This window comes from Rhizobacter sp., assembly GCF_035702065.1.
GTDB lineage: Bacteria > Pseudomonadota > Gammaproteobacteria > Burkholderiales > Burkholderiaceae_C > Rhizobacter.
This window is the reverse complement of sequence record NZ_DASSRA010000312.1, coordinates 1-12,024: the sequence shown is the minus strand read 5'-3', so window position 1 is coordinate 12,024 and position 12,024 is coordinate 1. Positions and strand designations below refer to the sequence as shown.

Genomic DNA, 12,024 nt, shown 5'->3' with positions numbered 1-12,024 from the left:
GCGGCAGCAGGGCGTAGTCCTCGTCCTTCTGCGGGTTGGGACGGTAGGCGTGCGCGAGGTCGAGGTCGATGCGGGCCATCTCAGGTGCCCTCCTTGTGCGGCGCCACGAGCAGCGCGCCCGCCGAGTCGAACACGTGCACGTGCTCGGGGTTCAGGTACAGCGTGATGGGCGAGCCCAGGTCGAAGAAGTGCACGCCGGTAAGCTGGGCGACGAGCTCGCCGACGGCGGTCTCCACGTGCACGAAGGTGTCGGAGCCCGAGATCTCGGCCAGCTCCACCTTGCCGGGCAGGGCGACGTCCCCGGGGCGCTGATTGACGTGCAGGGCACTGGCGCGCACACCGATGGTCAGTGCCTTGGAATGCGCCTGGGGCAGCGGCGCCGACAGCTGCACGCCGGCGGGCAGGCTGATGCCGATGCTGGCGGCGCTGCCTTCGATCAGGTTCATCGGCGGGTCGCTGAAGGCGCGCGCCACGCGGATGGACTTGGGTCGGTGGAAGACTTCGGCCGTCGGGCCGTACTGCAGCAACTCGCCGGCATCGAGCACCGCGGTGTAGCCGCCCAGCAGCAGCGCCTCGGTGGGCTCGGTGGTGGCGTAGACCACGGTGGAGTCGCCGGCGGCGAAGAGCTGGGTCAGTTCGTCGCGCAGTTCCTCGCGCAGCTTGTAGTCGAGGTTCACCAGCGGCTCGTCGAGCAGCATCAGCGGTGCGTTCTTGGCCAGTGCGCGCGCCAAGGCCACGCGCTGCTGCTGCCCGCCCGAGAGCTCGGCCGGCAGGCGCTTGAGGAAGGGCTCGATGTGCAGCTTGGCCGCGAGCTCCTGCACGCGGGCGGCGATGCCCTTGTCGCCGCGCAGCTTGAGCGGCGATGCGATGTTGTCGAACACCGTCATCGACGGGTAGTTGATGAACTGCTGGTAGACCATGGCCACGTTGCGATCGCGCACCGGCGTGCCTGTCACGTCCTGCCCGTCGACGCGCACCGCGCCGTGGCTGGGCACGTCCAGCCCGGCCATCAGGCGCATCAGCGTGGTCTTGCCCGCTTGCGTGGCGCCCAGCAGCACGGTCACGGCGCCAGGCACCAGGCTCAGGTCCAGCGGGTACAGGTGGGTTTGCGGGCCCACCTGCTTGTCGACCCGCTCCAGGGTCAACTGCATACGGTCTTCCTCACGCCTTGATCTCCATCGGGTCGGTGTTGTTGATGTGCCAGCGGGCTTCGCACCAGCGCGCCACGCGTTCGCGGTCGGCGGCGCTCATGTGCAGGCCCAGCTTGGTGCGGCGCCACAGCACGTCGTCGGCGCTGCGCGCCCATTCGTGCTGGTGCAGGTAGTCGAGTTCGGCTTCGTAGAGGCCGGGCGCGATCTCCTCGCCCAGGCCTTCGGGACCGACGACGAGGTCGATGCGCCCGCCATAGCAGCGCGCGAGGTGGCGGCGCACCGGCGCGGGCCAGGTGGGGTGGCGCTGCGCGAGGGCCTGGTCGAAGCGCTCGAAGTCGCTGTCGGGGCGCACCGGCGGGCCGATCCAGGCGCTGAGGTCACCGCCGGGCAGGTAGGCGCCGGCCGTCCACGCGGGCTTGTTCTTCAGGCCGAGGTGCTGGCACAGGCCGTCGGCTGCCTCTTCGGCGAGCTTTCTAAAGGTGGTGATCTTGCCGCCCCACACGGTGAGCATCGGGGCGCCGCGGGTGTCGAAGTCGAGCATGTAGTCGCGCGTGACGGCCGAGGCGTCGCTGGTCTCGTCGCCCAGCAGCGGGCGCACGCCGGCATACGTCCACACCACGTCGGCAGGGGTGATGGCCTTCGCGAAGTAGCGGCTGGCCTGCTCGCACAGGTAGTCGATCTCGCTGTCGCTGATGTGGGCCTGACCGACCGGGCCGTCGTGCTCCACGTCAGTGGTGCCGATGAGCGTGAACTCGCCTTCGTAGGGGATGGCGAAGATGATGCGCCGGTCGGGGTTCTGGAAGATGTAGGCGTGGTCGTGGTCGAACAGCTTCTTCACCACGATGTGGCTGCCCTTCACCAGGCGCAGCGACTTCGATTCGCGCAGGTGCGCATGCTCCTGCAGGAACTGCGCGGCCCACGGGCCGGCGGCGTTGACCAGTGCGCGGGCGGTGACTTCTCGCCGCGCCCCACGTGTGCCCTGCAGCTGCACCAGCCAGCCTTCGTCGGTGCGCTTCGCATCGGTGCAGCGCCAGCCGGTGAGCACCGTGGCACCGTGCTCCGCCGCATCCAGCGCGTTGAGCACCACCAGGCGCGCATCGTCGACCCAGCCGTCGGAGTAGACGAAGCCCTTGCTGAACTGCGGCTTGAGCGGCTGGCCGGCCACGTGGGTGCGCATGTCGATGCCGCGCGAGCCGGGCAGCACCTCGCGGCGTGCCAGGTGGTCGTAGAGGAAGAGGCCGGCGCGGATCATCAGCGCGGGCCGCATGGAAGGATCGTGCGGCATCACGAAGCGCAGCGGCCACATGATGTGCGGCGCGCTCTTGAGCAGCACCTCGCGCTCGCCCAGCGCCTTGCGCACGAGCGAGAACTCGTAGTACTCGAGGTAGCGCAGCCCGCCGTGGATCAGCTTGGTCGAGGCCGACGAGGTGTGGGCCGCCAGGTCGTCCTTCTCGCACAGCAGCACGCGCAGGCCGCGGCCCGCGAGGTCGCGTGCGATGCCGGCGCCGTTGATGCCGCCGCCCACGACCAGCACGTCGCAAGCGGAGTCGGTTCCCGTGAGCGGGTGGTTCAAGCTGTCTGTCTCCTGGGCCTTCAGTGCCGGTTCAGTGCCGGGGGCGGCGCCGTCGCGGGCTGCCGATTCCATCACATCAATGTTCGATTTGTGTTCGTTTCTTTTCTTCTTTTTTCTTTTTAGCCTACAAACGAAAACTCCGCAAGCTCGCAATCCAGCATTTGGTGTTCGTACTGATCCGATACGCTCGCCTCCCAGAATCGCTCTCATTGCGCATGACACCCAACCCCCGCCAAGCCTTGCTGATCCAGGAAGTCCGCGCCCGCGGCGCGCTGTCGGTGGAGGCGCTGGCCGAGCAGTTCGGCGTGACGCTGCAGACCGTGCGGCGCGACGTGAAGCAGCTTGCCGCCGCGGGGCTGCTGGCGCGCTTTCACGGCGGCGTGCGCCTGCCAAGCTCGACCACCGAGAACATCGCGTATCGCCAGCGCCAGCAACTCAACGAGCAGGCCAAGCAGCGCATTGCGCGGCGTGTGGCGCAGGCGGTGCCGGAGGGCTGCTCGCTGATCATCAACATCGGCACGACCACCGAGGCGATCGCGCGCGAGCTGCTGCACCACAAGGGGCTGCGCGTCATCACCAACAATCTCAACGTGGCGGCCATCCTGAGCGACAACCCGGCCTGCGAGGTGATCGTGGCGGGTGGTGTGGTGCGCTCGCGCGACCGAGGGATCGTGGGCGAGGTGACGGTCGATTTCATCAGCCAGTTCAAGGTCGACATCGGGCTGATCGGGATCTCGGGGATCGAGGACGACGGGACGCTGCGCGACTTCGACTACCGCGAAGTGAAGGTGGCGCGCGCCATCATCGAGCACTCGCGGCAGGTGTGGCTGGCGGCAGACCACTCGAAGTTCAATCGGCCGGCGATGGTGAAGCTGGCGGGGCTCGATGAGGTGGACATGCTGTTCACCGACGAGGCGCCGCCCGACCCCTTCCCGGCGCTGCTGGCCGAAGCCGGCGTGCAGTGCGAAGTGGCCAGCTGAGCCGCGGCCTGACCAGGAGACACGACATGACCTACCTGCTCGCCCTCGACCAGGGCACCTCCAGTTCGCGCAGCATCGTCTTCGACCGGGACGGCCACATCGTCGCCATGTCGCAACGCGAGTTCCGCCAGATCTACCCCCAGCCCGGCTGGGTCGAACACGACCCCAAGGAGATCTGGGAGTCGCAACTCGCCACCGCGAAGGACGTGCTGCAGAAGGCCAACCTGAAGGCGAACCAGATCGCCGCCATCGGCATCACCAACCAGCGCGAAACCACCGTCGTCTGGAACAAGAAGACCGGCGAGCCCGTCTACAACGCCATCGTCTGGCAAGACCGCCGCATGGAACCCGTCTGCGCCGAGCTGCGCGCGCAGGGGCTGGAGCCCACCTTCCGCGCCAAGACCGGCCTCATCATCGACGCCTACTTCTCCGGCACCAAGCTGAAGTGGATCCTCGACAACGTGCCCGGCGCACGTGCCGTGGCAGCAAAGGGCGAGCTGGCCTTCGGCACGGTCGACTCCTGGCTGATGTGGCAGCTCACCGATGGCCAGGTGCACGCCACCGACGTGAGCAACGCCTCGCGCACGCTGATGCTCGACGTGCACAGCAACAGCTGGAGCGACGAACTGCTGAAGGTCCTCAACGTGCCGCGCGAGATGCTGCCCACCGTGCACCCGTCGAGCCACCTTTACGGCCACACGAAGGCCGACCTGCTGGGCGCCTCGCTGCCCATCGGCGGCGTGGCGGGCGACCAGCAGAGCGCGCTGTTCGGCCAGGCCTGCTTCAAGGCGGGCCTCGCGAAGAACACCTATGGCACGGGCTGCTTCATGCTGATGCACACCGGCGCGCAGTTCCAGACCTCCACCAACGGGCTCATCACCACGAGTGCCGCGCAGCCCACGCGCACGCCGGAGTTCGCGCTCGAAGGCAGCGTGTTCATCGGTGGCGCGGTGGTGCAGTGGCTGCGTGACGGCCTGCGGGCCATCAAGGCCAGCGGCGAGGTGCAGCAGCTGGCCGAGTCGGTGCCCGACTCGGGTGGCGTGATGTTTGTGCCGGCCTTCACCGGCCTGGGTGCGCCCTACTGGAAGGCCGAGGCGCGCGGCGCCATCGTCGGCCTCACGCGCGGCACCACCGTGGCCCACATCGCACGCGCGGCGCTGGAGAGCATCGCCTTCCAGAGCGCGGCGCTGCTGCAGGCCATGAGCCGCGATGCGGTGGCAGCCGGTGGTTCGCCGGTGGCCGAGTTGCGGGTGGACGGCGGCGCCTGCGTCAACAACCTCTTGATGCAGATCCAGGCCGACCTGCTGGGCATCCCGGTGGTGCGGCCCAAGGTCATCGAGACCACGGCGCTGGGGGCGGCTTACCTGGCGGGCCTGTCGGGCGGCGTGTACAAAAGCCTCGACGAGTTGAGCGCGCAGTGGCAGGTCGACCGCACCTTCAGCCCCACGCTGCCGCGCGCGCGCGCCGAGGAGCTGATGGGGCAGTGGGAGCACGCGGTGCGCATGGCCACCGCGCCCTGATCGAGCAGGTGCCTCAGGGCACCGATGCGTCGGTGGGGGGCGCAGCAGGCACCAGCGCCAGCAGCGCGCGCTTGAGGCCGGCGGTGCTGGGGCTTTCGACGAACACGCAGCGCTTGCCGGTGCGCTTGCAGTGGTCCTTCACGCGCCAGTACACGTCGTGGCTGATGCAGCCGGTCTGGCAGATCACGAGGTCGGCTGCGGCGAGCGTGGAGTCGAGCTTGGCGGGGCTGTCTTCCTCGCCGCCGTCGTGGTGCAGAAAGCGCCCGCCGGTGCGCTCGATCAGTTGGCGGTAGACGGGCACGCTGGCCGGGCGGCCGCCCACGCAGAGCACAGCGCGGTCGTCGAGGCGGGTGGCGGGTCCGGTGTCGGTGGCTTGCGCGTCGTCGGCCGGGCCGTCGCGGCGCTGCAGTTCGTTGGCGAGTTCCTCGGTGCGGCGGCGCTGCCGTTCGGCTTCTTGCTGAGCCTGCAGCAGCGCGCGTTCCAGCTGGTGGATGCGTTCCATGTAGTGCTCGCTTTCGCGCGCCAGCTCGTAGCGGCTCTTCAGGCCGGGCGCGGCGGCCTCCAGCGTCTGCAGATCCTCGCGCAGCGTGGCGATGGCGGTGTCGCGGCCGATGAGTTGCGCGCGCAGCTGCACGATCTGCACCTGCTGCTGGTCGATGCGCAGGCGGTGTTCGTCGGCTTGGCGCGTGCAGCGTTGCTGGGCGGCGCCCAGCTCACGCGCGAGCACCGCGTTCTCGTCGATCAGGTTCTCGAAGTGCTCCAGGTCCACGCGCCGCGCCATGCCCACCTGGTGCTGCAGCATGTGCACCTCGCCGAGCACCTGGTGCGCCAGCGCCGGCGTGCAGCGCGCATGGGTGAGCGTGGCCCAGAAGGCGCCGGCCAGGTCCTTGCCCTGCGAGGCCCCGTGCCACCACGCGGCCAGCGCCTCGGTGGTCTTGGCCTTGGCGGCCTGGCGCAGCGGCAGCATGCAGCGGCGGTCGAGCTCGCGCTGCACCGCTTCGGCGATGGGCGTGCGCAACCGGCATTCGGCGATCACGCCGCAGTGCAGTTCGTAGTCGTCGGCCACGGCCTGGCCGGCGAGCACCTTGTCGACCAGGCGCCGCAGCGCCGCGATGGGCAGGCACACGCCGACGATGGGGCAATGGGCGTGGCTGTCGAGTTCCCACAGGCGGCGGCGCCGCGAGCCGGTGGCCGGTGCCGGCGGGTTGAGCACGGTCACCCCGGTCTCGGCCGCCGCCAGGCGGACCAGAGTCTCCAGTTGGTCCGGGTCTTTCTGGCACATGGCGCTCTCCCGTTCAATGCACCTGCGGTGCGTCGTGCGGCGTGACGGGCGAGGGCGGCGCGATGGTGGCTTCATCGCGCTCGATGCGCGCCTGCGCGACATTCAGCATGCCCAGCAGCTCGCGAAAGGCGGCCGGCTCGAAGCGCAGGCTCAGGTAGTGCAGCGTCACGGTGACCACGCCGCAGGGGCAGATGGACACATGGCCGACTTCGCTGCGGGCCAGCGGCAGGCTGGGCCCGTGGTTCTCGATCTCGTTGGAATGCATGGCGTGCCGTCTCGTCCGATCCGTGTTCCAGTGGCTCCGGGTGTTCCAGAGCGGGGCACGGCTGGCGGCAGGCTGGCGTATGCGCGAACCTGGCAGCAAGGGCACCGGCGATGCGGCGCCCTGGCGTCAGGGTGAGTGGACTTTAATGCGAATGGTTCTCATTTGCAAGAAAGCCCTGGGGCCGATGGGGCTCAGTCTTCGAGTTCGGCCTTGGCCATCTCGACGTCGAGCCGCTCCATCGCGTCCATCGGCTCGCTCGCCGCCGCGTCGGCATAGAGCTTCTCGGCCTCTTTCATCTTCTTCTCGCCTTCGAGCATGACCAGCCCGTTGGCGTACTCGACCATCGCGATGGCCGACGTGGGGTTGAGCTTGAGCGCGGTCTTGAAGTGGGTGAGGCCGGCGTCCTTGCTCGCGCCTTGCGTGCGGGCGAGCAGCGAGCCGACCTTGTCGATCACCTCGGCATGGAAGGCGCCCAGCGTGATGTGTGCGTCGGCGTGCTTGGGGCTCAGCTTGATGGCGGTCTCCAACGCTGTCTTCACCTTGCTGCCCAGGCCCTGCGCCAGCGCCTTGGCCACGCTGATGCCCTGGCTGTAGCGGCCCAGCGCGTAGGCGATCTGGTAATGCGCGTTGGCGTTCTTGGGGTCTTCGGCGGCCTGGGCCTCGGCGCGCGCCACCACTTCGAGGAAGAGCGCGAACTTGGTCTTCTCGTTCTTCTCCAGGTAGTTGGCGTAGATGGACTGCGCCTTGTTCGCGACCGTGATGCCGGCACCACCGGCCTTCAGCCCGGCTTCGGTGGCTTTCTGGAACTCGCCAGCGTGGAACAGTGCCCAGGCGGCCAGCACCTTCTCGTCCTTCGGCAGCGGCTCGGCGTCGCCGGCATGCAGGCGCGCCCATTTCTTCTTCAAGGTGGCGGCGTCGTAGGTGTACTCGGCAGCGTCGTAGGGGAAGGCAGTCCACTTGGCCATGGGGCGTCTCCTTGGGGGTCAGAGCTTCGGGGCGGGTTTCTGGTAAGGGCCGACCAGGCCGAGCAGGTGCTCGCGCTGGCCGGCTTCGAGGTAGGGCATCAACAGGCTGAGCACATGGAAGGCGCCGCGCAGCAGGGCCGCGCCGGCGCTCTCGGGTTCCAGTGCATTGCGCGGGTCGCGCACGTACTCGTAGCTCAGCCAGTAGGTCAGCACCACCACCATCGCGGTGGCCGTGGGCTCGGCCTCGCGCGGGCTGATGTGGATGGCGTTGCCGCGTGCCAGCCCACCGAGGATGCTTTGCACCGCCTGCGACTTGTTGCGCAGCACGCCCTGGAACTGCGTCTCGAGCTTGCGGTTCTTGCTCAGCAGGTCGTTGAGGTCGCGGTAGAGGAAGCGGTAGCGCCAGATCAGCTCGAACAGCATGTGGAAGAAGAGCCAGGCATCTTCGACGTTGCGCACGTCGTCGGCGGCATGCAGCAGCTGGTTGAGCGCTTCCTCGTAGCGCGTGAAGAGCGAGTTGATGAGCTCGTCCTTCGCAGGGTAGTGGTAATAGAGGTTGCCCGGGCTGATGTTGAGCTCGGCCGAGATCAGCGTGGTCGAGACATTGGGCTCCCCGAAGCGGTTGAACAGATCCAGCGTTACTTCGAGGATGCGCTCGGCCGTGCGGCGCGGCTTCTTGGGGGGAGGGGCCATGCTTGTCTCTCTTGCCTCTTGTGTGGGTCTTTTGACTTTGGGCGAATCTAGCACCAGACGCCCGCCTTGCCCTCAGCGAAAAAAGGGCCGGCTGCCTACAATGCCGCCCTCCATGCCAGCCATCTCCTTCCAGAACGTCAGCAAGCGCTATTCGAGCGGCGGGCGCGAGGTGCATGCCCTCGACGGGGTGAGCTTCGACATCCAGCCCGGCGAGTTCTTCGGCCTGCTCGGCCCCAACGGGGCGGGCAAGACGACGCTGATCAGCATCCTCGCCGGCCTGACGCGGGCCAGCAGCGGCCGGGTGTCGGTGCTGGGGCACGACGTGGTGGCCGACTACGCCGAGGCGCGCAAACGCCTGGGCATCGTCCCGCAGGAGCTGGTGTTCGACCCCTTCTTCAGCGTGCGCGAATCGCTGGTCATCCAGAGCGGCTACTTCGGTGTGCGCCATAACGGCGCGTGGATCGACGAGCTGCTCGAAGGTCTGGGCCTGGCCGACAAGGCCCACGCCAACATGCGCCAGCTCTCGGGCGGCATGAAACGCCGCGTGCTGGTGGCGCAAGCCCTGGTGCACCGCCCGCCGGTGATCGTGCTCGACGAGCCCACCGCCGGCGTCGACGTGGAGTTGCGTCAGACGCTGTGGCAGTTCGTCGCCCGCCTCAACAAGGAAGGTCATACGGTGCTGCTGACCACGCACTACCTCGAAGAAGCCGAGGCGCTGTGCGGCCGCATCGCCATGCTCAAGCTGGGCCGCGTGGTCGCGCTCGACCGCACCTCAGCGCTGCTGGCCGGCACGGCCAGCACCATGATGCGGTTCAAGATGGACCAGGCCCTGCCGCCGGAACTGGCTTCGCATGCGCGGGTGACCGGGCGGATCGTGCAGGTGACGGCCCATGACACGGCGGAAGTCGAGCGCGTGCTGTCGGTTCTTCGCTCCGCAGGGTGCCAGCCGGAAGACCTGGAGATCGGCCGCGCCGACCTGGAAGACGTGTTCCTCGAGATCATGCAAGGCCCGCCGAGGACCATCGACCAGGTGAAGGTGGCCGTATGAAGATCGCCTTGCAAGGGGCGCGGACGCTGCTCTACAAGGAGATGCTGCGTTTCTGGAAGGTCAGCTTCCAGACCGTGGCCGCACCGGTGCTCACCGCGGTGCTGTACTTGCTGATCTTCGGCCACGTGCTCGAAGGCCGCGTCACGGTGTTCGGCGAGGTGGGCTACACCAGCTTCCTGATCCCGGGTCTGGTGATGATGAGCGTGCTGCAGAACGCGTTCGCCAACAGCAGCTCCTCGCTGATCCAGAGCAAGATCACCGGCAACCTCGTCTTCCTGCTGGTCACGCCGCTCAGCCACTGGGCCTGGTTCGTGGCCTACGTGGGGGCGTCCATCGTGCGCGGCCTCGTGGTCGGCACCGGTGTGCTGCTGGTGACCGTGTGGTTCGCGCCGCCGCCTGTGGCCAACCTGCTGTGGGTTCTCGTCTTCGCCGTGGCCGGCGCCGCGATGATGGGCGCGCTGGGCCTGGTGGCCGGCTTGTGGGCCGAGAAGTTCGACCAGATCGCCGCTTTCCAGAACTTCATCGTGATGCCCATGACCATGCTGTCGGGCGTGTTCTATTCGATCAAGTCGCTGCCCGCCTTCTGGCAGGGCGTGAGCCACCTGAACCCGTTTTTCTACATGGTGGATGGCTTCCGCCATGGCTTCTTCGGCGTGAGCGACGTGTCGCCGTGGACGAGCCTGGCCGTGGTGATCGCCAGCCTGGCTGTCATCTGCAGTCTGTGCCTGCATCTCCTCCGCATCGGCTACAAGATCAGACACTGAGATAATCCGACTCCTATGGCCGATCCAACACCCGCCGAAGTCGAGCGCTACATCGCGCAAGGCCTCGCCTGCGAGCACCTGCAGGTCGAGGGCGATGGCCGCCATTTCTTCGCCACCATCGTGTCGGCGGAGTTCCAGGGCAAGAGCCGCGTGGCGCGCCACCAGCGTGTCTACCAGGCACTGGGCGATAGAATGCGTGAGCAAATCCACGCCCTGTCCATGAAGACGCTCACCCCGGCCGAGTGGGCTGCCAGCCCGGCTCCGGCCTCCACCCACCACCACTGAACCCTGCCGCAGTGCTCACTGCGGCTGGCGAGCCTGCGCCAGCGGGTTCGAAGGCCGAGGTGGGCATGGCGCGAGAAAGCCTTAAGCCTCATGGACAAACTCCTCATCCGCGGCGGCCGCCAGCTCCAGGGCGAAGTCACGATCTCGGGCGCCAAGAACGCCGCCCTGCCGGAGCTCTGTGCTGCCCTGCTGAGCGCCGAGCCGGTCACGCTGACCAACGTGCCGCGCCTGCAGGACGTGAACACCACGCTCAAGCTGCTGCGCATGATGGGCGTGCAGGCCGAGCGCAGCGAGTCGCAGCCCGACACGGTGGCGATCAACGCGGCGCAGGTGGCCTCGCGCGAAGCGACCTACGACCTGGTGAAGACCATGCGCGCGTCCATCCTCGTGCTGGGCCCGCTGCTTGCACGATTCGGCGATGCCAAGGTTTCGCTCCCCGGTGGTTGCGCGATTGGCTCGCGCCCGGTCGACCAGCACATCAAGGGCATGCAGGCGATGGGCGCCGAGATCACGGTGGAGCACGGCTACATCCACGCCCGCGCCAGGCGTTTGAAGGGCGCACGCATCACGACCGACATGGTCACCGTCACCGGCACCGAGAACCTGATGATGGCTGCGGTGCTGGCCGAGGGCGAGACGGTGCTGGAGAACGCGGCGCAGGAGCCCGAGATCCCCGACCTGGCCGAGATGCTCATCAAGATGGGCGCGAAGATCGAGGGCCACGGCACCAGCAAGATCCGCATCCAGGGTGTGGAGCGCCTGGGCGGCGTGAGCCATCGCATCGTGCCCGACCGCATCGAGGCCGGCACCTTCCTGTGCGCGGTGGCTGCGGCAGGCGGAGATGTGGTGCTGCGCCATGCGCGCGCCGACCACCTGGACGCGGTGATCGACAAGCTGCGCGAGGCCGGGGCCACCATCGAATCCGGGCCCGACTGGATCCGCGTGCGCAACGACAAGCGCCTGCGCGCCGTGGGCTTCCGCACCAGCGAGTACCCGGCCTTCCCGACCGACATGCAGGCGCAGTTCATGGCCATCGACTGCATTGCCGAGGGCACAGCCAAGATCACGGAGACCATCTTCGAGAACCGCTTCATGCACGTGAACGAGCTCGTTCGCCTGGGCGCGAAGATCGAGGTCGACGGCCACACCGCCATCGTGCACGGCGTGCCGCAGCTCTCGGGCGCGACCGTGATGGCCACCGACCTGCGTGCCTCGGCCAGCCTCGTGATTGCCGGCCTGGTGGCCGACGGCGAGACCATCGTCGACCGCATCTACCACCTTGATCGCGGTTACGACCAGATGGAAACCAAGCTGCGCGGCATCGGCGCGGACATCCAGAGAATCAAATGATCACATTGGCACTGTCCAAGGGACGCATCTTCGAGGAAACGCTGCCGCTCCTGAAGGCCGCCGGCATCGAGGTTCTCGAAGACCCGGAGAAGTCGCGCAAGCTCATCATCGGCACCACCCGCCCCGACGTGCGCGTGGTGCTGGTGCG

12 protein-coding genes and 1 pseudogene are annotated in these 12,024 nt (G+C 67.9%); 7 read left to right on the top strand and 6 right to left on the bottom strand.

Features of this window, described 5'->3' with window-relative positions:
• Positions 1 to 80: 80 nt before the first annotated feature.
• Both VFL64_RS14040 and glpD read right to left on the bottom strand, forming a co-directional pair.
• Positions 81 to 1,151: an ABC transporter ATP-binding protein gene (locus VFL64_RS14040; RefSeq protein ID WP_489541001.1), complete on the bottom strand. Its 1,071-nt coding sequence runs from the start codon at positions 1,149 to 1,151 to the stop codon at positions 81 to 83.
• 10 nt (positions 1,152 to 1,161) lie between these two features.
• On the bottom strand, positions 1,162 to 2,796 hold the full coding sequence (gene glpD, locus VFL64_RS14035; protein ID WP_489541000.1) for a glycerol-3-phosphate dehydrogenase: 1,635 nt from the start codon (positions 2,794 to 2,796) through the stop codon (positions 1,162 to 1,164).
• A 143-nt stretch (positions 2,797 to 2,939) separates the two neighbouring features.
• On the opposite strand from glpD, the gene VFL64_RS14030 reads away from it, so the two are divergent.
• Both VFL64_RS14030 and glpK read left to right on the top strand, forming a co-directional pair.
• Positions 2,940 to 3,704 carry a DeoR/GlpR family DNA-binding transcription regulator gene (locus tag VFL64_RS14030; protein ID WP_489540999.1) on the top strand — a complete coding sequence of 255 codons (765 nt, stop codon included), beginning with the start codon at positions 2,940 to 2,942 and terminating at the stop codon, positions 3,702 to 3,704.
• Positions 3,705 to 3,730: 26 nt separating this feature from the next.
• Positions 3,731 to 5,224, top strand: coding sequence for a glycerol kinase GlpK (glpK, locus tag VFL64_RS14025; protein WP_489540998.1), 1,494 nt, complete (start codon positions 3,731 to 3,733; stop codon positions 5,222 to 5,224).
• Positions 5,225 to 5,237: 13 nt separating this feature from the next.
• Here the strand turns inward: glpK and VFL64_RS14020 are convergent, their stop codons facing one another.
• From VFL64_RS14020 to VFL64_RS14005, 4 genes are all read right to left on the bottom strand, one after another.
• On the bottom strand, positions 5,238 to 6,506 hold the full coding sequence (locus VFL64_RS14020; protein WP_489540997.1) for a DUF2325 domain-containing protein: 1,269 nt from the start codon (positions 6,504 to 6,506) through the stop codon (positions 5,238 to 5,240).
• Positions 6,507 to 6,519: 13 nt separating this feature from the next.
• Entirely contained in the window at positions 6,520 to 6,771 is a 252-nt protein-coding gene (locus tag VFL64_RS14015) for a hypothetical protein (RefSeq protein WP_489540996.1), read from the bottom strand.
• A 191-nt stretch (positions 6,772 to 6,962) separates the two neighbouring features.
• Positions 6,963 to 7,736, bottom strand: a complete 774-nt coding sequence (locus VFL64_RS14010; RefSeq protein WP_489540995.1) for a hypothetical protein — start codon at positions 7,734 to 7,736, stop codon at positions 6,963 to 6,965.
• Positions 7,737 to 7,754: 18 nt separating this feature from the next.
• A complete protein-coding gene (locus tag VFL64_RS14005; protein ID WP_489540994.1) occupies positions 7,755 to 8,429 on the bottom strand; it encodes a TetR/AcrR family transcriptional regulator in 675 nt (224 codons plus the stop codon).
• Positions 8,430 to 8,541: 112 nt separating this feature from the next.
• Between VFL64_RS14005 and VFL64_RS14000 the strand changes: the two genes are divergently transcribed.
• The 5 genes and pseudogenes from VFL64_RS14000 to hisG all read left to right on the top strand — a co-directional run.
• Positions 8,542 to 9,477, top strand: coding sequence for an ABC transporter ATP-binding protein (locus tag VFL64_RS14000; RefSeq protein ID WP_489540993.1), 936 nt, complete (start codon positions 8,542 to 8,544; stop codon positions 9,475 to 9,477).
• Positions 9,474 to 10,241 carry an ABC transporter permease gene (locus VFL64_RS13995; RefSeq protein ID WP_489540992.1) on the top strand — a complete coding sequence of 256 codons (768 nt, stop codon included), beginning with the start codon at positions 9,474 to 9,476 and terminating at the stop codon, positions 10,239 to 10,241. Before VFL64_RS14000 ends, VFL64_RS13995 begins: the two co-directional genes overlap by 4 nt.
• Before the next feature lie 15 nt (positions 10,242 to 10,256).
• A complete protein-coding gene (locus tag VFL64_RS13990) occupies positions 10,257 to 10,526 on the top strand; it encodes a BolA family protein (RefSeq protein WP_489540991.1) in 270 nt (89 codons plus the stop codon).
• Between the two features lie 90 nt (positions 10,527 to 10,616).
• Complete coding sequence (murA, locus tag VFL64_RS13985) at positions 10,617 to 11,876, top strand: UDP-N-acetylglucosamine 1-carboxyvinyltransferase (protein WP_489540990.1); 1,260 nt, start codon at positions 10,617 to 10,619, stop codon at positions 11,874 to 11,876.
• Positions 11,873 to 12,024: pseudogene (gene hisG / locus VFL64_RS13980) on the top strand (ATP phosphoribosyltransferase); the annotation flags it as partial. The gene murA and the pseudogene hisG, both read left to right, overlap by 4 nt.

Excerpts from the sequence above, each read along its gene's own strand:
- VFL64_RS14040 (WP_489541001.1), bottom strand. The coding sequence starts at position 1,151 with ATGCAGTTGACCCTGGAGCGGGTCGACAAGCAGGTGGGCCCGCAAACC.
- glpD (WP_489541000.1), bottom strand. The coding sequence starts at position 2,796 with ATGGAATCGGCAGCCCGCGACGGCGCCGCCCCCGGCACTGAACCGGCA.
- VFL64_RS14030 (WP_489540999.1), top strand. The coding sequence starts at position 2,940 with ATGACACCCAACCCCCGCCAAGCCTTGCTGATCCAGGAAGTCCGCGCC.
- glpK (WP_489540998.1), top strand. The coding sequence starts at position 3,731 with ATGACCTACCTGCTCGCCCTCGACCAGGGCACCTCCAGTTCGCGCAGC.
- VFL64_RS14020 (WP_489540997.1), bottom strand. The coding sequence starts at position 6,506 with ATGTGCCAGAAAGACCCGGACCAACTGGAGACTCTGGTCCGCCTGGCG.
- VFL64_RS14015 (WP_489540996.1), bottom strand. The coding sequence starts at position 6,771 with ATGCATTCCAACGAGATCGAGAACCACGGGCCCAGCCTGCCGCTGGCC.
- VFL64_RS14010 (WP_489540995.1), bottom strand. The coding sequence starts at position 7,736 with ATGGCCAAGTGGACTGCCTTCCCCTACGACGCTGCCGAGTACACCTAC.
- VFL64_RS14005 (WP_489540994.1), bottom strand. The coding sequence starts at position 8,429 with ATGGCCCCTCCCCCCAAGAAGCCGCGCCGCACGGCCGAGCGCATCCTC.
- VFL64_RS14000 (WP_489540993.1), top strand. The coding sequence starts at position 8,542 with ATGCCAGCCATCTCCTTCCAGAACGTCAGCAAGCGCTATTCGAGCGGC.
- VFL64_RS13995 (WP_489540992.1), top strand. The coding sequence starts at position 9,474 with ATGAAGATCGCCTTGCAAGGGGCGCGGACGCTGCTCTACAAGGAGATG.
- VFL64_RS13990 (WP_489540991.1), top strand. The coding sequence starts at position 10,257 with ATGGCCGATCCAACACCCGCCGAAGTCGAGCGCTACATCGCGCAAGGC.
- murA (WP_489540990.1), top strand. The coding sequence starts at position 10,617 with ATGGACAAACTCCTCATCCGCGGCGGCCGCCAGCTCCAGGGCGAAGTC.